Raw genomic sequence first — 24265 nt, 5'->3', positions numbered from 1 at the left:
GGACAGAATGGAACCGGATCTCCTCAGAATTGAACATGGGCCGATACTTGAGGTCGTGTTCAACCGTCCCAAAAAATATAATGCCATGAACCGGGCCATCGGGAACGGGTTGAGCAGCGCGGTAGCGGAACTTCGCGACCGCCGTGACCTGCGGGTGATGCTCATTCGCGCGAATGGCAAATATTTTTCCGCGGGCGCAGACCTGACCGATATCACCCGCCCCGATGCGCACGGGAGTTCGTCGGCGGAAAGGAGTTGGTATCGGCAGGGTGAGGGCAGCTTTCACCCGCTGTTTGACGAGATGGAAGCTGTGGAAAAGCCGATCGTCGTTGCCCATCAGGGGCCGTGCTTCGGCGGCTCGTTCGAGATGTCCCTGTCGTGCGACTTCAGGCTGGGTGCTGCCAGCGCGACATACCGGATGCCTGAAATCGACATCGGTTGCCTCCCGGGATCGGGAGGAACGAGCCGCCTGACGCGCTTGCTCGGGCCGCACTGGGCGCGCTGGTTCGTTCTGGCCGGAGAAACTGCCTCCGCCAATCAGGCGTTGAACATGGGTCTGCTGCATGATGTTTATCCGGACGACGAGTTCGATGAGCGCGTGATGAAATTTTGTGCTAAACTTGCTTCACTGCCACCGGAGGCGGTCGCGTTGTCCAAGCTAACTATTGAACTTGCTGCGGACCTCGATCGACAACAGGCACGCAACGTGGAGCGTCTCTCGAACAGCATTTTGTTCCTGGGAGACGAGCATAAGGACCTTATTGCGGCAATGATCCAGCGCCTCTCGAAAAAGGCTTAAATTTTGAGAAGAGGAAAATGACATGAACGACTTGACTGCATTCTGGCCGAAAAACCGGGTTCTTTCAAAGGGCGAGTGGACGCCTCCCGCCGGCACGCGTTTCATTTCGTCCGACGATCATTTGATGGAAGTCGAGCATCTGTGGGAAGACCGCCTGACGGGCGCCGACAAGGACCGGGCTCCCAAATATTGGCAGGACGAACAGGGTATCTTCCACCTGGAAGTGGATGGCGTGTCTTACAACACGCCCGGTTTCGATCTGTCGTTCCCGGAAGGGCGTCCCGGCTTTTGGGATACCCAGAAGCGCATTGAGGACATGGATGCCGAGGGCATAGATGCGTCGATCACCTTCCATTCGCGTGCAGCCTCGCTCATCCGCATGCAGGACAAGGAACTGTGGTTCAAATGCATCGACGTTTTCAACGAGTGGATGGCCGAATGGCGAATGGCCGCACCTAATCGGCTCTTCCCCGTTGCCTATCTGCCGACCTTCTACAAGCCGGAGATGACCCGCGACTACATGCAAAAGGTCAAGGATCTGGGCTTCAAGGCAGTTGAAATTCCGATGTCGCCGCGGGGCGTGCGATACAACGGCAAGGAAATGCTCCCGATGTGGGAGGCGATCGCCGAAGCCGGCATGCCGCTGTCGATCCACATTGGTGTCACCATCGAATACTCGGGCACCGGTGCGCTGGCCATCAACCTCAACCGCAACCTGCAACCGTTCAACGCTTTGTTCGGTCAGCTGGTTTTCTCCGGCATTTTCGATCGCTTCCCGGACCTCAAGATCGTGTTTACCGAAGGCGGCGCGAGTTGGGTGGCCCCGGCCATCACCGGTGCGGACAAGGTCTATCGTGACTATATCTCGGCCCTTCGTCCGCGAATCGAACATAAGCCAAGCTATTACTGGCACAAGAACTGCTGGACGACGTTCATGGACGATCCGGTGGCGCTCGACCTGATCGACTGGATCGGCGAGGATAAGCTGATGTGGTCAATCGACTATCCGCACCCAGAAGGCGTGTTCGGTGAGTCGATGAAAATCGCCAAGCAGATCTATGATAAAGCCGGTGAAGAGCGCTTCAAGAAGATCGTCGGCGGGAACGCTGCGAAACTCTGGGGTATTTAATCCTCGCTATCGTCAATGCTGGGGCCGTCGTCGATATTCGACGGCGGCCCTTGCCATTTGTTGACCAACAGAAACAGATCATGAAACGGATAGAGAGGACGAGCACGTGAATCGAGTTGCAGTAGTCACTGGGGCATCAAGCGGCCTGGGTGCGGCGACATGCGCCGCTTTGGAGGCGGATGGCGACCGCGTCATTCGCGTCGATATTGCCAATTGCGATGTCAATGCCGATCTGTCTTCATCCGAGGGCCGGGAGGAGACCGTTCGAAAGATTAGCGAGCTGGCCGGCGAGCGGATCGATGCCCTGGTCACCTGGGCTGGCGGCGGCGGCGAAACGGTCGATATGTTGCGGGTCAACTATTTCGGTACGGTCGATATCGTCGATGGGCTTCATCCGTTCCTGTCAAAATCCTCCGCACCGCGGGTGCTGGTTACCAGCTCCCGCATGACGCTGGAGCCGTGCGACGAAACATTGGTCGATCTGCTGCTGGCGCACAAAGAGGCGGAAATCGTCGCAGGCTACGGCAATGAAACCACGAAGCTTTCTTATTATATCGCCGCCAAGACAGCGGTTGCCCGCTGGATGCGGCGCAATGCCATATCGCGCCGGTGGAACGAGCACGGTATTCGCATCAACGCACTTGCGCCTGGTTTTATTGAAACCCCGAGGACACGTACCGGAATGCTCGATCCCGCGGCCGCGGCTTGGATGCTTGAGGCTCATCCGCAAGCTGAGGATGTGCGCTCTCAGCCCACCGAAATCGGTGACTTGGCCCGTTTTCTATTATCTCCTGAAAACAGCCTGCTGATTGGGCAGTGCATTTTCGCCGATCGCGGCACGGAAGCGATCCTGCGCGGTGATAACGTCTGGTAACAATTGTGGTGCGCGGCGAGCGATGCCGCGCACCCTTCCCTCTTACTTGGCGGCCGGGCCCATTAGCATTGTCGCGACGATATTACGCTGAACTTCATTTGCGCCAGCATAGATCGTTGAGGGTCGCGCGATCATATAGATTTTGCGAAGGTCAAGCTCCACGCCGGCAACACCCACCGGCTTTCGAAGCCCGGCATCTTCCCCGGCAACGCGCAGCAGTTCGTCCGACACACGTTGGAAAAGATCGGTAGCCAATACCTTCATCAGACCGAGCACGGCATTGTCGATCTCACCCCGGATCGCCGCATCGGCGACCTGCGAATGAAGGGCAGCGAGATCCTCAATATCACAATATAGCTGCGCCACGCGGTCGGTCTCGCCAAGATCGTCCAGCAATCCCACGCCCCGAACCAACTGCTCCAGCACTTCGAAAGCTTGGCGCGATAACGTGGGCGCACCATTCGCAATACGTTCGTCCCCAAGAAGTGCCTTGGCTACCGTCCACCCTTGGTTCAGCTCACCCACCAGGTTTTCTGCCGGTATGCGCACATTTTCGAAGAAGATTTCGCACAGCTCGTCTTCGTCCGCCAGGTTCATGATCGGGCGCACGGTCAACCCGGGTGTATCCATATCGGCTAGGACAAAGCTGATTCCAGCCTGCTTCTTGACGTCCTTGTTGGTACGTACCAGCACGAATATGCGATCGGCCTGGGCTGCGAGGGTCGTCCAGATCTTCTGCCCGTTAATGACGAACTCATCACCTTCCGGGACGGCAGTGGTCCGCAGACTCGCCAGATCGGAACCGGAATTCGGCTCGGAATAGCCCTGGCACCACAGTTCGTCACCCCGCAGGATCGGCTTGAGATAACGGTCGCGCTGTTCCTGCGTACCATATTTCATCAACACGGGGGCCAGCAACAACGCGCCGCTGTCCAGCACGCGGGCGCATTTATGCCGTTCCATCTCCTGATGCATGATGAGCTGCTTTTCCAGGCTCAGACCCAGCCCGCCATATTCTTTCGGCCACGCCGGCGCACGCCAACCCGCTTGATAGGTCATGCGGTGCCAACGCCGTTCGTCATCCCCCATGAGGCGAAAGACGATCGGAATACGCCATTCTTCCGGATAGTTCGCCTCCAGCCACGCCCTCCAGCGGCCACGAAACTCATCGTTCGACAGCAGATTAAGATCTTCAGGCATCGAAATCCCTTTCGCGGCGGTGTGCCACGAGCGCCTCGCGCCGATGGCTTGCCGCATTGCCCAACCAGCTGGACCAGCGAAGCGCGGCATGGACATAAAGCCCCACGTCGGCTTCGTCGGTATATCCGAAGGCACCATGATATTGGATCGCCCACTTGCCCATGTCCTGTGCGACCTGAGAACACCGCGCCTTGGCGGCATGCAGGGCAATGCCCGACGTCGCACCGTCTGCGAGGTGCTTCGAGGCCCGGCGCCAACTCGCCCCCGCCAGTTCGACCTCACTATAGAGATCGACCATACGGTGGCGCAGCGCCTGAAAATCCGACAGATTGGATCCGAACTGAGAACGCTGACGCATATAATCCAGCGTCATGTGCCAAAGCGCTCCAGCAAGTCCTTCAAGCTGGGCGCTCAACGCAACCGTGCCGCGCGCGATCGCCAGGTCCAGCGCCTGGTCGGCCGCTTGTCCTCTCAGAATTATCCCGCTTTCGCCGACATCGACGCCATTGAAGTCAATATCCGCGCCAAAGCTTCCGTCCGACAGGCGCGCGGGCCGTAGTACGACCCCCGGCGAAGCAGGATCGACCACGACGACGACCGTTTCCGTGCCGTCGGTCGCAGCCACCAAAACGCCCGTATCAGCGTGCCACGCAGGAACGTAGCGCTTGGCCCCAGTGAGCTTCCTTCCATCAAGGCGGGTTTGGAACGCGGGGACGCCGATCGTCCCGCGCTGCTCCTGCCAAGCCAACGTCACACTCCGCTCCCCAACCGCAAGGGCGCGGGAGAGCGTGAGCGCAGCCTGCGTTTCGCTTGCGCCCAGCACCGTCGCAGCGACGACAGCCGAAGCGATGAAAGGCTCGGGCATGATCGCGCGGCCGAGTTCTTCTGCCAACGTCAGAGCGCCTTCCAGCCCCATTTCGGAACCGCCGGCGGCTTCTGGCAATAATATTCCGGTCCAGCCGAGTTCACCCATCTGCGCCCAGACCACCGGATCAAAGCCGCTGTCGCTCGCGCGGACCTTGCGAAAATGATCCGGCCCACCGGCCGCTCCTAGAAAGTGAACCGCACTGTCCCGCAGCATCTGCTGCAATTCATCGTCTACGCGCCACCCCATGTCAGCACGCCATCTGCATGCCGCCATTGGCGGATATGCGCTGTCCAGTGATAAAGGACGCTGCGTCTGAAAGGAGGAAACAAACCGGCTTGGCGGCCTCCTCTGCGGAACTCCAACGGCCAAGCGGTATGCGCGAAAGGTACGTGTCCGCGAACCTTTCGCTGCGGATAACTTCGGTCATCGGTGTCTCAACAAGGCCGAAGGCCACACAATTGGCGCGGATGTTATATTTTGCCCATTCCCGCGCCGTCGACATGGTCATGCCCAAAACGCCAGCCTTCGCGGTGGCATAATTGACCTGACCAATCGTCCCCTGCACGCCCGCATCCGATGAAACGTTCACGATCGCCCCCGGATTTGCCTCGCCCGCCTTGGCGCGCTCGATCATATGCTTGCCAACGGCCTGTGAACAAAGGAAGGCTCCGGTCAGGTGGACGCTGAGCACCTGGTTCCATTGGTCGAGGGACAGCTTGTCCATCATGCCCGGGCGGGTGAATCCGGCATTGTTGACGAGGCCGTTCACGGCGCCGAACGTCTCGACGGCGCGATCGACGAGCGCTTGCACCTCTGTTGGATCGGAGACGTTCGCCGTTACGCCAAGAAAGCGACCCTTGGGGAATTCGCTTTCGATACCGGCGAGAGCCGTAGCATTCATATCGGCAACCACGACATTCCCGTCGAGAGCCACTACAAGATTGGCAATGGCGCGCCCAATACCCTGAGCGGCGCCGGTAACGATGATCGTCCGGCCCGCCAGCGACATGGGATTAGCATTCGCAATATTTTCCATCTTTCGTTCCTTAATGCTAAGCCGCGATGCTGCGGCGAATTTCAGACGCTACATGCCAACTGCCCGACCTCTTGAGCATCACCGTTGCATGCCCGCGTCGTTCAAAGGACGCCGGTAGCGCGAAGGGCTTCCCGCTGGTCGATCGTATAGCCCAGCTGCTCGAGAATCTCGTCCGTATGCTGGCCGATGGCTGGCGGGGGGAGGCGATAATCAGGCGGCGTTGAAGACAGCCGATAAGGGGAGGCGACTGTCCTAACCGTGCCCCGACTGGATTCCATGGTCACGAACATATCGCGCGCGATGGCATGCTCGTCCTTTTCGAGGTCGCTCATCTCGTTGATCGGGCCCGCGGATACGGTCGCCTTGTTCAGGATGTCGACCCACTCCGCCCGCGTCTTCTGAGAGATGACCGCGGAGACCGCTTCCTTTAGCGCGACCCGATTGCGAACACGGTCACTGTTGCATCGGAAGCGGTCGTCTTCCAGCCATTCAGGGTGCTTGAGAACATTCGCGAGCCGCTCAAATTCGCGATCATTGAACGTCGCCACGATGATGTAACCATCCGAAGCCGCGAACACGCCATAAGGCGCGGCACTGGGATGATCATTACCGCTACGTCCCAAGTTTATCTCGGCATTCAGCCAGGCGGATGCGGTATTGAGCAGTGATGCAATCGCGGATTCGAACAGCGAAATGTCGATATGCTGCCCCTCGCCGGTTTTGTGCCGGGCTTCGAGCGCAGCCATGACCGCAATGGCCGCGTTCATTCCCGCAAAGGTATCGGCAAGCGGAACGCCGATGCGCATCGGGCCCGCGCCGGGCTCACCGTCTTCGATGCCGGTAACGGCCATTAGGCCGCCCATGCCCTGAACGAGGAAATCGTAGCCCGAACGACCGCTGTAGGGGCCAGTCTGGCCAAATCCAGTGACCGAGCAATAGATTAGGCGAGGATTGATGGCTCTCAAATCATCATAACCCAATCCGTAGCGAGCAAGCGTCCCGGTCCGATAATTTTCGATCAGGATATCGGACTGCGTTGCCAGGCGTCTGATCAGCTCCTGCCCTTCCGGCTTCGCGAAATCGACGGCGAGAGAGCGCTTGTTGCGATTAACCGCAAGAAAATAGGTCGAATCTCCAGGCACCTCGGCGGTGGGCTCGCGAAACCAGGGGGGGGCTACACGTCGGCTGTCATCGCCCTCCCCGGGGCGTTCGATCTTCACCACGTCAGCGCCGAGATCGCCCAATATCTGGCCACATAGCGGACCGGCGATAACACGGGTCATGTCTATGACCCGGAGGCCGGACAGAGGTCCAGTGGCAGATTGGAACATCAAAAATTTCTCCGAACTAATCTCGCCTTCGTTATCGAAGCATTCCCCACCGCACTACGCGCGATCAGGTCAGCGCTCAAAAATCATCTTTGTGATGATCAGGTCGATCGCATTCGATAGGGCCAGAAACGATACGTCATCGCCTATCGTCTCCCACCAGAACGACCCGGTCCAATCTTCGATCGGAGGTCGCGCATGGTTCACCCGCGCGATAAAAAGTGACGCTTCCGGTCGAATCGCACAGTGCGCCGATTGCCTCGTTAAGCGGTCGGCCAGCCTGATCCTCGGTCGAGTGTCGCTTCAGATCAGCCGCATCGCGGAACCAGGTCTCCGTGACCAAATCATAGTTCACCGCAGACGGGGCGGGCTCCACTACGAGGTTCGCGACTGAACGGGATACCAACGACGCCGCGTCCCCTTGCAGTCGCGCGCGGTTTGCTGGTCGCACCAGCGGCTGAACAGTTCCTCCGGCTCGGCCGGACGCGCGAAGTTCATAAACCTCAAAATGAGATAGCGCGAAAATCTGCCCGACTTGCAGACATGCTCGCGCGTCACCAGCGAGCAATCGCGGATCGGGCCTGAGAACGTAAGGAGCTCGTCAGGCAACATGATGTCGCGACGTTCGGGCTTATCGAACACACCATAGCCGCCCGCGCGCTCTACGAGCCCCAGAAGGTTTGCGCCGTCAAACGCCTGGGAGGCGTCCTCAGGCCCGACACCGTCAAAGCGCGCGCATTGATCGACCTGCGTGAAATAGGGGCGGATGTGCTGTGTCGTGCCAGTAAGCGCGGAATGCGCCTTCCATCGCTCGTGAAATTGTTCCGATGTGAGCGCCGGGTTGCGCTGTGCGAGGTAGATCGACTTGTACATGGCTCGTTCCCTATCGACGATTTCCTCGCTCGTGGGTGTGGGCCGCACCCCGCCAATAATGGCCGGCTGAGAATATGCGTACCGGCTTCATCATCGAATGACGTTTTTGGAATAAAAAATCGGCAGATCAAGCTGGCCGTAGATCCCCGGTGCCGCGTCGCAAATCCGGCCGATCGCGTTGATTGGATGAAGCGCCGTGATCGCGCAACCATCATAAAGGTTCATCGCCATCTCGGTGTGAAAGCTGGGCGAACCCGTGATGGTGATTTGATACCCGCCTTCTGCATTGTGCAGCGGCTGCTCGAACTGTGGCCCGGCGTCGCGATGGACGCGCTCGATCTTGCGGTAGATCACGAGCGGCCTGCCCTTGTACATGCCGGTCATCGTCCATCGGATCGCCGCGGTATCTCCCGCTTTAATCGTGCCAAAAGCCGCCTCGAAGTCATAATCGAGGCCGGCGGTCTCCCAACTGGACGTGATTTCGTCCAGTTGAACGCCAAGATACTCGCCGATGGCCCAGAGCGTGCTTTCGTGCCAGGCACGCCCGGTGTCGCCGGTGTACATCTCCGGAAGGAAATCCAGCGGCATGTTGAAGCCGTAAAGGGCCATGGAATCGACGCCGGCATATTTGCTGAGGTCACATACCTCGGCCACGTTGACGCACTCGACCTGCCCAGCGCCCGACAGAAGCGAGAAAAGATGCCCGATAGTCATGAAGCCCGGGTCCGTGCCGCCGCAGAAAATCGATGCTCCGCCTTTCCTGCAGGCGGCCTCGATCGGATCGACGAACTCGCGACGGCCATAGCGCGGCGCGATCAGATCCATGAGCGCGGGCGTGACGCAATTCGTGCCCACCTCCAGGAAAGGAACCACATCGGCCGTGCATTGTGCTTCGCGGTCCGCATAATTGCCCTGATAGACCAGGCAGTCCGCCCTGAGCGCCAGAAGCTGCGAGACGTCGTCGGTGGCGATGACGCCGGTCGCCTTCTGCACGCCGGCGATCTCGCCAGCATCGCGGCCCACCTTGTCCTTGGACCATGCGTGCAAACCAACCAGCTCATACTCAGGGTGCTCGATCAACTGCCGCAAGCCCGGCATGCCGATCGCCCCGGTTCCCCATGCGATCACGCGTCTCTTAGTCATCCTATTCTCCAAATTGCGACGAACTTTGCCGATCCTTAGATGCCATTGCTGCAAGCGGCCTCGCACAACCCAGCCTGGAAGGACGTTAGCAGAGCGACTTCCGATCACGAATGTGCAGTCGAGACAATCTACAATCGTAATTATGTTAGGCCTTTGGCCTCAGGACCGGGTCGGGCGCATGTCGCCGAAGGGGATATCGGACAAGGCACCGGCCAGCCCACCATCGACAAGGATATCCGTACCGGAAATGAACGATGCCTTCGCCGATGCGAGAAACGCCACCACATCGGCGATTTCGTCCATCGTGCCCTCCCGCTTTTGCGGCGACAGTTCGAACAGGCGTCGCTTGGCTGGATTGCTCTCAAATTCCTTCGCCCCCATCGGCGTGGCAATGATCCCCGGCGAGAGCGACACGATGCGTCCACCCCGCGCGCCCCAGTCGCGCGCACGACGTCGCGCCAGCATGAGCAGACCAAATTTCGAAAGCTGATATGCGGTGTTAGGATCGGCGTGCGCGTCGCCTAGCAACCGACGCAACTGATCCGGCAAATTGAGCGATGACGCCCCTTCCCGCAACGCGTTCAGGACATCGTCGTCGAATGTGCGGATGTGCGCGCCCAGCGAGGCGATCAAAATAGCGGCCGCGCCGGGTCGGGCGTGAGGCAGCAGCGCCTCGGTCAGCAGCGCAGGACCAACCAGGTTCACGCGCACGATGCGATCGAAGTCGCCCATCGTGGGCGACAGGCCGGCAACATGCGCAAGTACCCGCATACCGCCCTCCTCGCCTACCCGACCGGCAAGGGCCCTTACCGAATCAGGAGAGGTCACGTCGCACTGCGCCGTGTCGACCCGAGCGCCACCAAGGCGCAATTCGCGGGCAACGTCCGCTGCGCGCTGTACATCGATATCGACCAGCAATATCCGATAGTCTGCCGCGAGCCTGCGGGCGACGGCTGCTCCCATTCCGCCTGCACCGATGACCAATGCCGGTGGTTTCACATTCACTCAAAATCCCCCGTTAGTCGATCAGGCCGTTAGCACCTTTCAGCTTTGCGCCTCGCAATCTGCCCCGACGTCGCCCGTCAGGCCCCGATCGAACCCTTGCGAAGATTGTACTTTTCCTCTGGAAGGTCGGTTTCAATGCTGGCGCGACCGTCTTCGAACGTCAAACCGAGCTCGTCCAACAGGGGCTGCAGTTTTTCCTGCGCCCAGGCTTTCTTGAGGAAGGTCGTCTCGCCGGGGAGGTTGCTGTCGAGGCGCGGGGTATAATCGCGCAGAAAGAGCTTCGAAACGAGGCCGAGATGCAGTTCGGTGACTCCGTCAGCCGCGCCCTCGTGCAACGCGGATGCCAGATAATGACCAAAACGCATGATATTGGACAAGCCATGCGATCCATGAAGATGGACCGCGCGTACCACCACGTCCTCGGCGATTTTCGCCATCGCGGCTTTGACCGCGCTGATCATCTTTCGACCTTCCGACCCATGCTCCATCTGCTGGTCGAACAGCCACGCCGTATAAAGAACGAGCAGCCGGTATTGCGTCCATTCGATATAGCTCTGTGCGATCGTGTGCTGCACCGCCTGATTGCTCGCGATAGGTTTCCCGCCGGAAAACCGGCTGACGGCGCGCTCCGCCATCAGATCGATCAGGTGTTTGACCAGGCCGATGTTGCGCTGCGCATGATGAAGCCTGCCCCCTCCGAGGCGGGACTGGGCAACCTTAAACCCTTCGCCAATCGGCCCCAGCCTCGCGCTGTCAGGTACGCGCACATCGTTGAACCGGATCCAGGGATGGCCGCCGGAATTCGGCGCGTCCGTCCAGAAACCGATGTCGCGAACGATCTCGAAACCGGGAGCGTCCCTGGGAATGATGAACATGGTGGCCCGCTCATAAGGAGGCGCTTCCGGGTCCGACGCCGCCATCACGATGATGAAGGCGGCGTTGCGCGCATTCGATGAAAACCATTTGTCACCCGTGATAACCCAGTCATCACCATCACGACGCGCGACGCATTGCAGATTGGTCGGGTCCGAACCTCCCTGCGGCTCCGTCATGGCGAAAGTCGAGAAAATTTCGCCATCGAGCAATGGTTGCAGATACGTGCGCTTCTGTTCGTCGGTGCCAAACATCGCCAATATCTCGGAATTGCCCGTATCTGGGCCCTGACAACCGAATATCACGGATCCAAATGCGGAAAGACCAAGCATTTCATTCATGTATGTCAGTTTAACAGCACCAAAGCCGTGCCCACCGAGATGTGGTGGAAGATGAGCCGCCCATAACCCTTGAGCCTTGACCTCATTCTGCAAACGAACGACGATTTTTCGAAGCGCCACATTGCTGGTATCGAAAGGCGCATCGAAGTCATAGTCATAAATATATTCGAGCGGACGTACCTTGTTTTCGACAAAGTCCTTCATCCAATCCAGTTTTACCTGAAATGTGCTATCGATGCTGAAATCTACCATTTCCGTCCCTCTTCCATGGCGGTCAGCCGACGGCGAAGCGTTGCGGGGCCATCGACGAGGTCGTCAATGCACCTGAAAACCGACATCCAAAATCTACCTTGCGATAGATTGCTACAGCAGTGACCGCACCGAGGCAACACGATGCTCTGTAACAAACGAAGACCTGCCGCGAGCCAATATCATAAATGGAATGAATTGTTTGTGCCTTTGAGGGAGCATTGCCCGGCCCGGAGTTCGTACGCCATGCCAGACCACGTTCAATCACTGACCGAAGCACTCTGTGGTGTCCGGCACAATCAAAGGAGATGGAAGCGTGGGAATCTTGCAGGATCGCGTCGCGATCGTCACGGGCGCCAGTTCGGGTGCCGGCCATGGGTGCGCACTTCGTTTCGCCGAGGAAGGCGCCATCATTGTAGCCTCCGCCCGGCGCAAGGAGCGCCTTGACGCGCTGGTTCAGGATATTGCCAGCAAGGGCGGCAAGGCGATCGCCGTGGAGTGCGATTTGTACCAGCAGGAGGATATCGATCGCGTCGTACAGACAACGATCTCCGAATTCGGCAAGGTCGATATCCTGGCGAATATTGGTCAGGGTGCACTGGACAAGCACGATTACTTGGAAGACATCAAGGTTGCGAACGCCATGGATGTTTATATGACCGGTCCGATTCAGAGCATGTTATTCATGCAAAAGTGCTTTCCGTACATGAAGGAAAAAAATTACGGGCGTATCATCAACTGTGGATCGCAATCGGCTATGAGCGGCCTGCCCGGTTTTGGAGCCTATGAGATGGCGAAATCCGCCATCCAGGCGCTTACCCGCAACGCGTCACAGGAATGGGCGAAATACGGCATCACGACGAACGTGTTTCTGCCGGCTCACTGGTCAGACGCGTTCAAGCTCTCGCCGCAAGGGATCGAGGCCGGAAACTCCGCCGCCGCACGCTCCCCCATGGGCCGCCTCGGATTGCCCTACGAAGACGTATCGCCGATGGTCACCTTCCTTGCGAGCGAAGCGGCGGGGTATATCAACGGACAGTGTATCGCAATCGACGGCGGGGTTCAACTGATCGCCTGAAGCGGACATGCCCACGTCACCATTAACGTATGGGTGGCGTGGGTGGTTCCCCGGTCATCGCCGTGCCGGTAGGTCACCAGTAGCGCGGAATGTCCGAAGGATTATTGAGACCCGGAGCTGCATCACAAACCGCGGGGATCGCATAAAGGTCTCTTGGCATCCTCGTCGCCTGAATATCGCCTACCAGGCGAAAGGGGGCGGCGGCGGCAGACCACTTGCAAGCGAGACTGACCCGAGATCGGCTACTGCAGCGCAAAGCCGGATGACATTGCATGCCGTAATCTCGACTCCGTAATGCGTCTTGGGCGTCGTCAACCAGCCAATATACAGGCACCAATTTGCTGCCAGGCGATATTCGTGCCACGCCTCCTCCATTGTAGGCGGCTGGACGACACCATGCCGCGACAGCTGTTCCAAATAATATCGGATCAGTTCTTTTTCCTGATTCCGGCGCTCGGAAATGCTGAGCGCGGTGATGATGACATAGGAAACATCATGGGCCCAGCACCCTCGTGCGGCGAGCTGCCAATCGAGCAAGCCACCCCTTTCGCCGGGTAAAAGATAGGTGTTTCCGATGTGACAATCGCCGTGACACAAGGTGAAAGGCAGCGTGGCCTGATGAAGCTGTACCCGCCGCACCGCGTCATACAGCACCGCCTCGTCGGTTCCGATCCATTCGACCAGCTCGCGCTTGAACTGCTCCGCCGCGATCTCCGACCTGACGAGCGCGGGAACGGAATCGGGGGCCATGAAGAATTCGAAAAGCTCGCCTTCCGTATGCGACTGAATGACCGACAGGCGACCAAGCAAATCAGGATTTTGCCAGAAATGAGCATGCAGCCGCGCCAATATGTCGAGCAGCGAGCGGAGCTGCTCCCGCGAAACAGGCGTCGTCGCATTGGGGAATTGCGCGCCACGGTCCCGCAAATCCTCCAGGATCAAACCGAAAGTGCCCGACTCCTCGTCGAAGTCCGCCCCGAAGACCATTGGGATTTCCAGATCGAGGCTCGGCCGGATATATCGATAAAAAGCGACTTCGTTACGATATAGCGGCTGCAGGGGCACGTCAGGTCGACACAGTTTAACGACCATCTTTCGAGAGGGTCGGCCCACGCGCTGGATTTCGACCTCCGCCCGTCCGGCCGTGGAGACCTTGTTTTCGCCATTGCCGAAGAATTGTCCGCCGACGACAGAGAAGGTATCGACCTCTGCGACAGGGTCCATTGTTCGAAGCAGGCGCGTGAGTGTCGAACGGGTAAGACCCGACGGGTCGCTCGGATAAGCCTCAGTCACACCATTCTCCCAAACTGAAAGCCGCTTGCTTCCAGTACCTCAGGGTCTGCACCATCGCGTCTGGGGCATACGGCATCCGTCTTTCAACCGGTCACCACTGAAGCGACGACAGCAGGGAAAGCAAAGCGAACTTGACCTCTTCCGGCTCGACCTCCAATGCCTTGGCATTGAGCACCATTAGCGATGCCTCTTCCACGATCGACAGGATCAGGTGAGCAAGCGCGCGCGGGGGCTGGGGTTTTACCAGGCCCTTGGAGATCCCGTCGGCAATGGCGGATTCCATCATGCGCAAGCCGTAATTGACTTGTAGCCGCCGCCATTCTGCCCAACCCAGCACCGCCGGACCATCTATAAACGCAATCCTTTGATCTTCAAAGCTTTCCACATTCTCGATGAAACCTTCCACGTCGGCAACAAGTCCGGCCCATCCCTCGTTCGCGACACGCGCCGCGGTTCTTTCCACCAAGCTCCGTCCGGAAAGTTCAAAGACAGCCCGAAACAAACTTTCCTTCTTGGGGAAATAATGCTGCAGCGCCCCTCGCGTGACAAATGCAGCATTGACGATGTCCGTTGTCGAAGTCGCATGGAAGCCCTTTTCCGCAAAGAGCCGCCGCGCTGCCTCGACCAGCATCTGACGTGTCTCACGAGCCTGGGCAGCTCTGACCCCCCTGCCCTTTGGCATTCGACTCCCCCAAATTAGGGACGCTCGCGCGCTGCCCCCCCCGCTCCTTTGACAGGCAAAGAGCATGAAAGAGGCGAAGTCAATGGCTGAACCTGACGCACACGGTGCTGGCCACTGGGTTGTCGGCTGCTTGATGTGCAGTTTGAAGTTCGCTCGGGCTCCATCGGCATCGCGCCGGCACGAGTGAAGCCGAGTCTATCGCCGGTCGCGCCTCATCTCGTCGTAGCCGTCAGCGAGCTGACCCCGCCGTCATCCCGCCATTGCTGCCGTAGCCTTGCGACTTCCGGCTGGGGGCGTCCATGTCGTGTCGATTTCGTTCTCGATCTGCTTCCACCTTGTAGGAATAGGCAGATTATGCGGGCGGTAGGTCGGCGAAAACACCTTCACGAGATTCCAGATTACATTCTTCATCACTGCACGCGCTACGGCCTTTTCACGCCGCTTTGATTCCCTGAGCTGTTGGTCTGTCATTGTAGAACGGTCTTTTTCGAGAAGATAGTCTTTGACCAACGACGAATATTTCTTGAAACACATAAGCTGGTATACGAAGGCGTAAATACGCATGAAATAGCCGCCATGAATGCGCTTGAAGGTGTCGAAGCATACATGTCGGTGCTCAAACTCTTCCAAAAGGTGCCAACGATACATCATCTCAACATTCGAATCGGCGCCGACCAGATAATCGTTAAGGCTGTCGCCGCACCAAGCCATCGCGCTAGCAGGGCCGAGCGTTTCGAATCCCTCGCAATAGGCTACCAGAAACGCCAGCGACTTTGTTTCAAACAGATGATTATAATGCGCCTCGATCTCCCGCTCTAGCTCTGGAATCCGGTCATATCCGTCGCGAACGAGAATTGCGTTCATCTGATCGTGAACGGCATAGTGGCAGGATTCCTGCCGGATGAACGTCGTTATGTCGGCCCGCAGCGAGACCGATGCGGGATCGTCACCGGTGACTTCCTTGCGAGCCTTCGCCATCACGCGGTTCAGAAAACGCTCCAGCGGCGGAATGCCTACCGAGGCAGCATTTTGTGACTGGGCGAATTCAGGAACCGCTGTCCAAATGGCCGGAGAATTCGAAAAATCGAATTTGGGTTGTCTAACGCGCATCAGCTTACTCCAAAAACAAGCTTTTCGATCGAGAAAATGTTGTCATCTAACGGAACTGGCGAAAGCATGCCGCCAGTTCATCGGCGAAGATTTCCGGCTGCTCCCAGGCAGCGAAATGCCCCCCGACCTTCTGTTGGCTCCAATAAACAATCTGCGGGTAGGCACGCTCGACCCAACGGCGCGATGCGTTGAACAGATCGCCCGGGAACTGAGTGATTCCTGTCGGTAACTCGACTTTCGTCGTCGTGTCGGCCGAGGTATTTTCCCAGTAGAACTGAGCGGACGAGGCGGCGGTCCCCATCAGCCAGTACAGCGTGATATTATCCAGCATTTCATCGTTCGTCAGGATCGTATCGACTGCGTCGACGCTATCCGTCCAGTCCAGCAACTTCTCATAAATCCAGGCCGCCTGCCCTATCGGACTGTCGTGAAGACCATAGCCCAATGTCTGGGGCCGGGTTGATTGTTGCTTTGCGTAACCGCTGCCGAAATCCTGGTAATATTTTGCCTTTCCGAGCATCGCCTGCTCCTCCGGCGTCAGGGACGACATGTCTTCTGCGACCGGCGGAACGAACGCCAGGTTCAGATGAATACCGGCGCACCCCGGCGCCTTGCTCTGGCCGAGCGCGCGCGTCACCACGCTTCCCCAGTCGCCCCCTTGGGCGAACCAGCGTTCGTAGCCCAGACGACGCATCAATTGAGCCCAGGCCGCGGCGGTCCTTTGGGCGTTCCACCCGCTTTGAGTCGGCTTTTGGGTGAAGCCATATCCCGGCAACGAGGGCAGAACGAGATGGAAGGCATCCTCGGGATTGCGTCCATGGCTGCGCGGATCCGTGAGCGGTCCCACGACCTTGGTAAATTCAAGGACCGAACCCGGCCAGCCATGAGTCATGATAAGCGGGATGGCATCGGGTTCGGGCGACCGGATATGCAGGAAATGAATCTGCAGTCCATCGATCACTGTATGGAATTGGCCGAGATCGTTTAACTGCCTTTCACAGCGCCTCCAGTCATAATCATTGGCCCAGTAATCGCAGAGCTTCTGAACTTTTTGCAAAGGAACGCCCTGGCTGCCGTCATCGACGGTCTCCTTTTGGGGCCAGCGCGCGTTCGCGAGGCGCGCGCGCAGATCATCCAGGTCGCCCTGTGGCACCCTCAGATGAAACGGCTCAATAGGCTCTATCATTCACCACCTGTCCTATACTCCACTCATCATGAAAACATTGGTTTCCGCTTGAGCGCAGCCCGGAAACCTAAGGACATGACGGCAGTTTTCGTTCCATGTTATGGAACGGTGTTGCTTCTTTATCCCATTCCAAACGAAAATCAAAGCCCTTATAAGATGCCGCACCGGACACCCTCTCCATCGGAGCCAGACCTTGATCGAGCTGCAACGCGCTGACGATATCATTGGGGAGGGCAATGCCGGGACCGACCAAGCGTCGACCTTTTTCGATGATGTGCAAAAGGCCGTCGATGAGAAGGGTTTCGAACGGGTGACCCAGGATGATATCATCCGTTATTCGGGCGTACCGCGCACCACCCTTTATCGGCGGTACGGGAACCGCGACGAAATCTTGACGGCCTTTGTCCTTAACCGCACCGCCGCGGATATCGCCGAATGCCGGCGCCTGGCGGCAAGCACGGGATCGTTTCTTGAGCGCTTCGAGGAGATTCTGGTTTTCTCCATTTTAGCCGCGCATCGCCATCGCTGGCTGCAGCGGGAACTGGAGCGTGGATCATCGAGCGCGACTCAAGGCATTCTTTCGAATGCCTTCGAACTCTCTTCCGAGCAGACGCTCGTCCCCGCATTGTTACAAGCCAAGTCTCGGGGAATTTGTCGTTGCACCGCGCCGCTCGACGAGTTGCGCCAGTGGCTGCTGCATCAAATCTTCAATCTCAGCCGTCAGCAATATTCATCCGCAGACGACGCGCGACGCGTGGTTCGCACCTATATCCTGCCGGTGCTTGCGCTTGATCAATCAAGCACATCAGTGAGCGAAAAGATCGACTTCATCTACCAACACATTCAGGATTGTGTCCGCAAGTAACGAAAACGCTGGCTCAGGCGCTCGATCCGGTACGTCCCCAAACTCGCCCGCAGGCCGGAGCGTGACGCAATCGCGCTGGCTTCACCAAGCTCGGGTTAGAGAAGAACGGAGTCACATTCTGCTTGAAATGCGGCCGGGCACAATCAGGCCACGAACAGTTGATCGATGCGGCCTGGTCGTCATCGCACGACAATGCTCCGGACTATCTTGGGCGCATCACGTGGCAGCCACGAGAACCCGGCCATCGTCAGATTGGGAGATGCCCCGCAATCTTCGGTAATTAGGCCGGGTTCCAAGGTACAAACCTTCAGTGAACGTCCGAGCTCTTCAAGCTTGTCTGCAGCCCGCCTGACCCAAGGCTCAACGTGGAAGTCGGAACGGAAACCATCTTCGTGGCAGTTATAATGAAGACCTTGTCGCCACGCACGGTGTCGACCACGCCGATCCGGCGACCGTTGACGTCACGGATGACCTGGCCCGATTTCGCAACCACGGCAGCGCTACCTGCGGGAGCGCTGGGCGCGTCATCTTTCGCAAACGCAGGAGTTGATGTCACCACAGCAACGGCGGTCAACAGAGCAAACAGGTTACGAGACATAATGATGTTTCCAATCAAAACACTGCTGATGGTTTAGAACGGCACCTAATTCAGAGCGAACGGGCCCGTCAATTGCTTTTGATGCACCGCAGCAACAATCCGTGCCATGCGCTGCACCTGCACGATCAGCACGACGCAACGGCGAAAATGCGCGGTTTATTCAGTAACATCTCAAGCCGTGGAGGCTGGCCGACGCGCGCGCTTCGTCCGCGATCACGCTGATTATCACAAATGTATAAATTGGAGCTCAGACCGTCGTGTCAGTCGGTGGCATCTCCCTCGCGTGACCCTAAATCATTGGTTCTGTCGCCCCGTGCCCGCTGTGCTGCCGCCGGATGTCGACGCGCACGACCGCCGCCACCGTTCAGCGCAGCCCACTTCGCTTGACCGTATCTGGGCACCCGTGCATTTCTTGGCGAACAGACGACGACACGACGGTTTAAGTTCGATCGCACCTCAGGAGACGAAATTTGAAACGATACAAGCTTGTGGCGCTAACCAACGCCGCCGATGGGCGGGACGAGGAATTCGGGCAATGGTACGATCGCCAGCATATCCCCGATGTTCTGGCTGTTCCTGGCGCCGTTTCGGCCGAGCGCTTCGTGATCGCCGGCGAGGGGCCACACCGGTATATGACGATATACGAAATCGAAACCGATGATCTCGAGGCATTCAAGGCCGAGTTGATGAGCCGTGCCGGTACGGACCGGATGGTGCTTACGGACGCCATGGATGGAACGACAACGGCGGCGGCGTTCTGGGAACCCCTGGCCGCGCAGTGAAGCAGGCGCCGCTCTCCGTTCCACTGATCCCGGGAGGGACGTGTTGGCGTTGCGGCGGGGCGCCGTCAGCCTATCTCGACCATTTTTTAAAACCCAGCGTTGTCGCAACGTGTTGTGAAACGGACGTGAAGAGTTGATTTTGTCTTTTTGCCCCTGGGGGGTGTGTATCTGACCTGGTGAGGTCCAGCCCCCCACGGACAGACCTTAACCTTGCGTCCGGCCTGTTACAGGTTCCACAATCTGGCGGCGTTACCGCTGAGGAACTTCGCACCGGCAACCGGGCCGAGTTGTTCCCACATGCCCTGCAACATTTCGTTGGTGTATCCCCATGTCCCTTCGGCATGGGGATAATCCGCACCCCACATGATGTTGTCCTCACCGATGATATCAACCAGGCGCAAGGCGGCCGCATCGGCGATGAACGAGGTATAGCACTGACGATACCAATATTCCGAGGGCATCATGCCGAGTTTCGGCTTAAGTTCGCTGTGATAGGTCTTCACAACATAATCCATATCGGCGATCGCCTGGGCTACCCATGTGGCACCGCCTTCGCAGAAGACGACTTTAAGCTCAGGATGGCGATCGAACACGCCGGAGAACGTCAAGGCTCCCAGCAAGCTACGATATGGGGCGAGATTGCGGGTGATATTAGCACCGACCGAGCCATTCCCGACGAATTCCACGTAAGGGCCGACGTGGAACATCAGGGGGATACCGGAAGCCTCGATCGCGCTCCACAGGGGGTCCATGCTCATGCTGTTATAGCGCACACCGCGCGGGAACGCCGGCATCTGGAGCGCCTTGTAGCCAAGCTGCCTGATCTTTGCGACATAGTCGTGTGCCGCTTCAGGTTTCAGAAAGGCCGGCAGGATGGCAATCGGCACAAGGCGATCGAGACGACCCTTGCAATATTCGATCAGCCATTCGTTGTACGTGTCGATGCAGGCCCAGTACAACTCCTTGTCTTCCAGGGTATTGAGCCCTTGGGTGGTGCCATGGAACAGGAAGCTGATGTCGATACCTTCCGCATCCATCGCGGCGATCTTCTCATCGAGATCCCAATAGCCGGGCAGGCCGGAAGAAACGCCCTCGTCGACGCCTTGAGGTATCAGCGAGCGACCTTCCGCTTCGAAGCGCATCGCGCCGGTTTCGTCGCGGTAAAGCTTCGGCGCACGGGACTTCCACTTATCGGGCAGCCGCTCCTCCCAGAGGTGCAGCGCCTCGAGGTTGTGGTCATCGGTCGAGATGATGCGAACGCCCGCTGGCGGCATCCACTTGGTCTCGGGTAGAACGCGGGCGGGAGGAATCGGACGGAGCAGATCTTGAACCGACATTTGGCTCTCCTCGATATGTCGTGATTGCGCTTTGGCTGTCCGCCGTCGATCAAGCCTCTGCGACTTCGAGGAAATCGGCGCGACGTTTTTCATACTGCCGTTTCAGGTTGGCGCGGGTGAATAACCTGGCCGCGTTGCCACCAAGCATTTCGGCCAGATCGTCCGGCGCGACGTCCGGGTTGTTCGCCCGCAGTTGCCGGATGACATCGCCGGTGAATGGAAACGTGCCTTCGGAATGCGGGTAATCCGTCGCGAACAACAAGGCTGACGTCCCGATGCCACGGTGGATGGCCATCGAGGAGCCGGTGTCGTTTTGGAAGGAGCAATGGACCTGGTCGCGAACGATTTGGCTCGGCATCCGCGAAAGCTTCGGCTCGACGCTGTTGGCGTGGCCGATGTAGACCTCGTCCATACGCTCTGCCAGGCTCCAGAGCCAACCGGCGCTGTGTTCGGCAAACAGGATATGCGCCTTGGGATTTCGCGCGAGCACGCCACCGCCGACCAGTTGCGAAATGATATCGACGGAGTCGTTCATCAACCGGGTATAGTTGAAGAGCGCACCGCCCGGTCCTTTCAGCGGCCGGGTATCGATATCGCCGAAGCCGGTGTGGAACACGATCGGGATTCCCGCCTCTCCAGCGAATGCGAAGATGGGATCCCAACGCGGATCGTTGTAATTGTTCAGACCTTCCCAGATACAAAAGGCTGCGAAGCCCTTTGCGGCCGCGCGCTTGCACTCGGCCAGCGCATCGTCGAAGTCGTGTGACGGAATCACCGCTGCCGGGATCAGCCTGTCCCGCATCGGTTCGGTATAGTCCCAAGCCCAGTCGTTCCAGATTTGGGCGGCCGCGCGCTCGCCCTCAAGATTGCCGATTTTGGCGATGAGCAAGCCGACGGTGGGGAAGCAAAGCTCCGCATCTACGCCGTCGCGATCCATGTCGGCCGCGCGCAGCGTGAGATCCTTGAATCCACGGCGCATCGTGTCCACTACGCTCGCAGATTGGGCGTAGAACTCGTCGTCGGTCTTACCTGTCTTGTGGGCCGGAAAGTCCGGCAGGAAGCGCATGATCACGCGGTCCCCTACCCGGTAGATACGACGGTTGCCCTCCGTGGTCAGGGTGATGGCATATTGCGACAGATGCTCCGGCATCCGGGCAGTGAAGAGGTCGGACGGCTCCGCGATGTGAGCATCGCAGCTGAATACGAAGGGACGGTTATCATTGCTCATCTTGGGCCTCGCGTTCGTGCTTCCTGGAGCAAGAGAACAGCGAAACGGATCGTGGTTCATTGACCAAGATCAAAAAAAACGAGATTTTCTAACAATCGACCGATTAATGCGAGACAGCTGTCTCGCGGACCCGAATGACGGGCGCTCGGCGATCCACCGTTCGGTCACGTTCAACATATCCGAGCAGACCAGCGCACGCGCGGCTGCGCGATCAGCGCTCGGGGTCGTTCCTGCGATGCAGGGATACGGTCTGCCCCGTCCAGTTTGGCTTGCGCTTCTCCCGCATGGCGGATCCCGCTTCGGCAGCGTCGGGAAGATTGGATGCCAGTGTGGTGTAGAGCTGTTCGATCCGGTATCCCTCGGTGACGGGCAGCTCTTCGGTGAGGTTGATCGATTCCTTCATGAGCTGCACACCATACGGGCTCAAGCTCGCGATCTGACCCGCAATTTCAAGTGCGCGCCCGATCAGTTCTTCCTGGCTGGTCACTTCCAGAACGCCACCGTAACGGGCCACATCGGCAGCGCTGACGCGTTGGCCGGTAAGCGCCATATATCGCATCAGCTTGTTGGGAACGAGGCGGGCGGTATGGCGGGTGCCCCCAAGTGCGCCGATAAGCACTTCAGTCAAGGAGAAGTGGGCGTTGTCCGATGCAAGCACGATATCGCAGCATGCGGCGAGCACGACGCCTGCTCCGACCGCAGCCCCGTTGACCGCGCCGACCACCGGCAAGGCGCACCGCCGAATGGCATCAAAGCAGGAGCGGGAAACCTCGGAGCGTGCGATTTGCATCTCGGTCGTCCGGGCCGCCAGTTCACGCGTATCGGCGCCCGCGCAGAAAATCTTCCCCTCGCCCGTCAGGATGATGCAACGCGCATTCACATAATCGTCGCGGACGTTGAGGAAGAGATCGCGCATGTTTCGAAACAACGACAGCTTCATGGCGTTGGCCGGGGGGTTATCGATCGTAACGACAAGCACGCCCTCGTAGTCGGCGGCCCATTCGACGCGAATCCCAACTTCGCTCATCCAAAACCTCCTACCAGCATCTCATTTTCGATCAGGGCCACGCCAGCTGCGACGGGTTCGCGAAATCTTAAAGCACGCCCCGGGAGGCGAGAACTTCTTCGGCTACCCGGAAGCCCTCCAGCCCCGCGGGAAGTCCGCAGTAGATGATACTCTGGAGCAAGACCTCCTTGATCTCCTCCGCCGTGGCGCCGTTGGTCAGCGCGGTGCCGATATGAATGCGCAATTCGTGTTGCCGATTAAGCGCAACCATCGTGGCGACGCAGAGCAAGCTGCGGGTTTTACGCTCCAGGCCGGGGCGCGACCAAATCTCGCCAAAGCAATATTCCTCCGAAAGGCGGCGAGCGTCGGCGTTAAAGCTGTTGGTCGAGGCCTCCCGCTTGTCGAAATACTCCTGGCCGACAACTTCGCGCAGGATGCCCCTGCCGGTTTCGCGCATGTCAGTCATCACGGTTCCCATTGTCAGTTGAAGAAACCTCAACGCCTGCACGACGCTCGAAATATTGGATCAGGGTGGCATAGTCCGCCAAGTGCCCGGTTTCAGCGATCGCCGTCGAGATAAATTCCAGCGCCGAGATCATCATCCATAACGGCGCGTCATTCGCCAGGGCTTCATTGACCCCCAGTTTCATGTCCTTGAGCAGAAGTTCCGTCGCGAAGCGTGGCGGGAATGTACGGGGAAGAACGCATTGTGGCACCTTGTCCGTCGAGATGAAGCTGCGGCCGCTCGAAACATTGATGACGTTCAGCATGGTGTCGGCGTCAAGACCGCCCTTCACCCCCGCCACCAATGCCTCGAAAGTCGTCACCGCGTTTGCCGCACAGAGCATGTTGTTGATGAGCTTCATCTTCTGGCCGAGGCCAGGATCGTCGCCGATGACGAACAAGTGTGTAGCCAAGCGCCGCAAAACAGCATCGACTTGCGACCGCGCGTCCGGCCGCCCTGCGATCATGAGGGTCAGAGATCCGGTTTCGGCCGCGCCCACGCCCCCGCTGACAGGTGCGTCAACCAGAGTGATGCCCTTGGCGGCCAGCGCAGAAGCTATGCGCTCGCACACGACCGATCCGGTCGTCGAAAGGTCGACGACAATCTTGACCGCACATCCTTCCGCAACGCCGCCGTCACCCAGCAAAACCCGTTCCACGATCTCGGGACGGGGCAGGCTGCACAAGACGACCGAACATGTATCGCCGATCGTCTTGGGCGACGCATGCGCTGTCGCCCCCATCGCCGTCAGCCGGTCGACGGCGGTTTGGTCCACATCGAATACCGCGAGACCGTCACCTCCGCAAACCAGGCGGGCCGCCATGCGCGACCCCATTTGACCGAGCCCGATAAAGCCGATTTTCCCGGTCATCGTAGC

At 58.7% G+C, this 24265-nt stretch carries 23 protein-coding genes; 6 read left to right on the top strand and 17 right to left on the bottom strand.

What is annotated here, in order from left to right:
* Positions 1-7 precede the first annotated feature (7 nt).
* The 3 genes from ABD050_RS25000 (at position 8) to ABD050_RS24990 (ending at position 2802) form a co-directional block, all read left to right on the top strand.
* Positions 8-799 carry an enoyl-CoA hydratase/isomerase family protein gene (locus ABD050_RS25000; RefSeq protein ID WP_343892265.1) on the top strand — a complete coding sequence of 264 codons (792 nt, stop codon included), beginning with the start codon at positions 8-10 and terminating at the stop codon, positions 797-799.
* A 22-nt stretch (positions 800-821) separates the two neighbouring features.
* Positions 822-1928: an amidohydrolase family protein gene (locus ABD050_RS24995; protein WP_343892264.1), complete on the top strand. Its 1107-nt coding sequence runs from the start codon at positions 822-824 to the stop codon at positions 1926-1928.
* A gap of 106 nt (positions 1929-2034) precedes the next feature.
* Positions 2035-2802 carry an SDR family NAD(P)-dependent oxidoreductase gene (locus ABD050_RS24990; protein ID WP_343892263.1) on the top strand — a complete coding sequence of 256 codons (768 nt, stop codon included), beginning with the start codon at positions 2035-2037 and terminating at the stop codon, positions 2800-2802.
* Positions 2803-2844: 42 nt separating this feature from the next.
* On the opposite strand, the gene ABD050_RS24985 is transcribed toward ABD050_RS24990, so the two are convergent.
* From ABD050_RS24985 to ABD050_RS24950, 8 genes are all read right to left on the bottom strand, one after another.
* On the bottom strand, positions 2845-4002 hold the full coding sequence (locus tag ABD050_RS24985) for an acyl-CoA dehydrogenase family protein (protein ID WP_343892262.1): 1158 nt from the start codon (positions 4000-4002) through the stop codon (positions 2845-2847).
* Positions 3995-5116, bottom strand: a complete 1122-nt coding sequence (locus ABD050_RS24980; protein ID WP_343892261.1) for an acyl-CoA dehydrogenase family protein — start codon at positions 5114-5116, stop codon at positions 3995-3997. The genes ABD050_RS24985 and ABD050_RS24980 overlap by 8 nt, the downstream gene beginning before the upstream one ends.
* Before the next feature lies 1 nt (position 5117).
* A complete protein-coding gene (locus tag ABD050_RS24975; RefSeq protein ID WP_343892260.1) occupies positions 5118-5906 on the bottom strand; it encodes an SDR family oxidoreductase in 789 nt (262 codons plus the stop codon).
* Positions 5907-6007: 101 nt separating this feature from the next.
* The gene (locus tag ABD050_RS24970) at positions 6008-7237 is read right to left on the bottom strand and encodes a CaiB/BaiF CoA transferase family protein (protein WP_343892259.1); all 1230 of its coding nucleotides are present in this window, start codon (positions 7235-7237) and stop codon (positions 6008-6010) included.
* A gap of 372 nt (positions 7238-7609) precedes the next feature.
* Positions 7610-8107 carry a hypothetical protein gene (locus ABD050_RS24965; RefSeq protein WP_343892258.1) on the bottom strand — a complete coding sequence of 166 codons (498 nt, stop codon included), beginning with the start codon at positions 8105-8107 and terminating at the stop codon, positions 7610-7612.
* A gap of 90 nt (positions 8108-8197) precedes the next feature.
* Entirely contained in the window at positions 8198-9250 is a 1053-nt protein-coding gene (locus ABD050_RS24960; RefSeq protein ID WP_343892257.1) for an NAD(P)H-dependent amine dehydrogenase family protein, read from the bottom strand.
* 159 nt (positions 9251-9409) lie between these two features.
* Positions 9410-10255 carry an SDR family oxidoreductase gene (locus ABD050_RS24955; RefSeq protein WP_343892256.1) on the bottom strand — a complete coding sequence of 282 codons (846 nt, stop codon included), beginning with the start codon at positions 10253-10255 and terminating at the stop codon, positions 9410-9412.
* 77 nt (positions 10256-10332) lie between these two features.
* The gene (locus ABD050_RS24950; RefSeq protein WP_343892255.1) at positions 10333-11721 is read right to left on the bottom strand and encodes an acyl-CoA dehydrogenase family protein; all 1389 of its coding nucleotides are present in this window, start codon (positions 11719-11721) and stop codon (positions 10333-10335) included.
* 313 nt (positions 11722-12034) lie between these two features.
* On the opposite strand from ABD050_RS24950, the gene ABD050_RS24945 reads away from it, so the two are divergent.
* The gene (locus ABD050_RS24945; RefSeq protein ID WP_343892254.1) at positions 12035-12796 is read left to right on the top strand and encodes an SDR family NAD(P)-dependent oxidoreductase; all 762 of its coding nucleotides are present in this window, start codon (positions 12035-12037) and stop codon (positions 12794-12796) included.
* 180 nt (positions 12797-12976) lie between these two features.
* Here ABD050_RS24945 and ABD050_RS24940 read toward each other — a convergent pair whose 3' ends face one another.
* From ABD050_RS24940 to ABD050_RS24925, 4 genes are all read right to left on the bottom strand, one after another.
* The gene (locus tag ABD050_RS24940) at positions 12977-14089 is read right to left on the bottom strand and encodes a phosphotransferase (RefSeq protein WP_343892253.1); all 1113 of its coding nucleotides are present in this window, start codon (positions 14087-14089) and stop codon (positions 12977-12979) included.
* Positions 14090-14180: 91 nt separating this feature from the next.
* Positions 14181-14720 carry a TetR/AcrR family transcriptional regulator gene (locus tag ABD050_RS24935; protein ID WP_343892252.1) on the bottom strand — a complete coding sequence of 180 codons (540 nt, stop codon included), beginning with the start codon at positions 14718-14720 and terminating at the stop codon, positions 14181-14183.
* Positions 14721-15020: 300 nt separating this feature from the next.
* Positions 15021-15881 carry a metal-dependent hydrolase gene (locus ABD050_RS24930; protein WP_343892251.1) on the bottom strand — a complete coding sequence of 287 codons (861 nt, stop codon included), beginning with the start codon at positions 15879-15881 and terminating at the stop codon, positions 15021-15023.
* A 46-nt stretch (positions 15882-15927) separates the two neighbouring features.
* Positions 15928-17067 carry an epoxide hydrolase family protein gene (locus ABD050_RS24925; RefSeq protein WP_343892250.1) on the bottom strand — a complete coding sequence of 380 codons (1140 nt, stop codon included), beginning with the start codon at positions 17065-17067 and terminating at the stop codon, positions 15928-15930.
* Between the two features lie 193 nt (positions 17068-17260).
* On the opposite strand from ABD050_RS24925, the gene ABD050_RS24920 reads away from it, so the two are divergent.
* Positions 17261-17932 carry a TetR/AcrR family transcriptional regulator gene (locus tag ABD050_RS24920; protein WP_343892249.1) on the top strand — a complete coding sequence of 224 codons (672 nt, stop codon included), beginning with the start codon at positions 17261-17263 and terminating at the stop codon, positions 17930-17932.
* Positions 17933-19000: 1068 nt separating this feature from the next.
* Positions 19001-19312: a hypothetical protein gene (locus ABD050_RS24915; protein ID WP_343892248.1), complete on the top strand. Its 312-nt coding sequence runs from the start codon at positions 19001-19003 to the stop codon at positions 19310-19312.
* Between the two features lie 224 nt (positions 19313-19536).
* Here the strand turns inward: ABD050_RS24915 and ABD050_RS24910 are convergent, their stop codons facing one another.
* The 5 genes from ABD050_RS24910 to ABD050_RS24890 all read right to left on the bottom strand — a co-directional run bounded on the left by ABD050_RS24910 (position 19537) and on the right by ABD050_RS24890 (position 24259).
* A complete protein-coding gene (locus ABD050_RS24910) occupies positions 19537-20649 on the bottom strand; it encodes an amidohydrolase family protein (RefSeq protein ID WP_343892247.1) in 1113 nt (370 codons plus the stop codon).
* 49 nt (positions 20650-20698) lie between these two features.
* Positions 20699-21877: an amidohydrolase family protein gene (locus tag ABD050_RS24905; RefSeq protein ID WP_343892246.1), complete on the bottom strand. Its 1179-nt coding sequence runs from the start codon at positions 21875-21877 to the stop codon at positions 20699-20701.
* A gap of 211 nt (positions 21878-22088) precedes the next feature.
* Positions 22089-22904 (bottom strand): enoyl-CoA hydratase-related protein, encoded by an 816-nt coding sequence (locus tag ABD050_RS24900; protein ID WP_343892245.1) that lies wholly within the window; start codon positions 22902-22904, stop codon positions 22089-22091.
* Positions 22905-22971: 67 nt separating this feature from the next.
* Positions 22972-23349, bottom strand: coding sequence for a carboxymuconolactone decarboxylase family protein (locus ABD050_RS24895; RefSeq protein ID WP_343892243.1), 378 nt, complete (start codon positions 23347-23349; stop codon positions 22972-22974).
* Positions 23342-24259: an NAD(P)-dependent oxidoreductase gene (locus ABD050_RS24890; protein ID WP_343892242.1), complete on the bottom strand. Its 918-nt coding sequence runs from the start codon at positions 24257-24259 to the stop codon at positions 23342-23344. Before ABD050_RS24890 ends, ABD050_RS24895 begins: the two co-directional genes overlap by 8 nt.
* Positions 24260-24265 lie beyond the last annotated feature (6 nt).

The organism is Sphingomonas oligophenolica (assembly GCF_039522915.1).
Lineage (GTDB): Bacteria > Pseudomonadota > Alphaproteobacteria > Sphingomonadales > Sphingomonadaceae > Sphingomonas > Sphingomonas oligophenolica.
The sequence above is the reverse complement of the archived record's forward strand: the minus strand, read 5'-3'. Positions and strand labels throughout refer to the sequence as shown.

Bases quoted from the DNA above. Each gene is read 5' to 3' on its own strand.
- ABD050_RS25000 (WP_343892265.1), top strand. From the start codon at position 8: ATGGAACCGGATCTCCTCAGAATTGAACATGGGCCGATACTTGAGGTC.
- ABD050_RS24995 (WP_343892264.1), top strand. From the start codon at position 822: ATGAACGACTTGACTGCATTCTGGCCGAAAAACCGGGTTCTTTCAAAG.
- ABD050_RS24985 (WP_343892262.1), bottom strand. From the start codon at position 4,002: ATGCCTGAAGATCTTAATCTGCTGTCGAACGATGAGTTTCGTGGCCGC.
- ABD050_RS24980 (WP_343892261.1), bottom strand. From the start codon at position 5,116: ATGGGGTGGCGCGTAGACGATGAATTGCAGCAGATGCTGCGGGACAGT.
- ABD050_RS24975 (WP_343892260.1), bottom strand. From the start codon at position 5,906: ATGGAAAATATTGCGAATGCTAATCCCATGTCGCTGGCGGGCCGGACG.
- ABD050_RS24970 (WP_343892259.1), bottom strand. From the start codon at position 7,237: ATGTTCCAATCTGCCACTGGACCTCTGTCCGGCCTCCGGGTCATAGAC.
- ABD050_RS24965 (WP_343892258.1), bottom strand. From the start codon at position 8,107: ATGTACAAGTCGATCTACCTCGCACAGCGCAACCCGGCGCTCACATCG.
- ABD050_RS24960 (WP_343892257.1), bottom strand. From the start codon at position 9,250: ATGACTAAGAGACGCGTGATCGCATGGGGAACCGGGGCGATCGGCATG.
- ABD050_RS24950 (WP_343892255.1), bottom strand. From the start codon at position 11,721: ATGGTAGATTTCAGCATCGATAGCACATTTCAGGTAAAACTGGATTGG.
- ABD050_RS24935 (WP_343892252.1), bottom strand. From the start codon at position 14,720: ATGCTGGTCGAGGCAGCGCGGCGGCTCTTTGCGGAAAAGGGCTTCCAT.
- ABD050_RS24930 (WP_343892251.1), bottom strand. From the start codon at position 15,881: ATGCGCGTTAGACAACCCAAATTCGATTTTTCGAATTCTCCGGCCATT.
- ABD050_RS24925 (WP_343892250.1), bottom strand. From the start codon at position 17,067: ATGATAGAGCCTATTGAGCCGTTTCATCTGAGGGTGCCACAGGGCGAC.
- ABD050_RS24910 (WP_343892247.1), bottom strand. From the start codon at position 20,649: ATGTCGGTTCAAGATCTGCTCCGTCCGATTCCTCCCGCCCGCGTTCTA.
- ABD050_RS24905 (WP_343892246.1), bottom strand. From the start codon at position 21,877: ATGAGCAATGATAACCGTCCCTTCGTATTCAGCTGCGATGCTCACATC.
- ABD050_RS24900 (WP_343892245.1), bottom strand. From the start codon at position 22,904: ATGAGCGAAGTTGGGATTCGCGTCGAATGGGCCGCCGACTACGAGGGC.
- ABD050_RS24895 (WP_343892243.1), bottom strand. From the start codon at position 23,349: ATGACTGACATGCGCGAAACCGGCAGGGGCATCCTGCGCGAAGTTGTC.
- ABD050_RS24890 (WP_343892242.1), bottom strand. From the start codon at position 24,259: ATGACCGGGAAAATCGGCTTTATCGGGCTCGGTCAAATGGGGTCGCGC.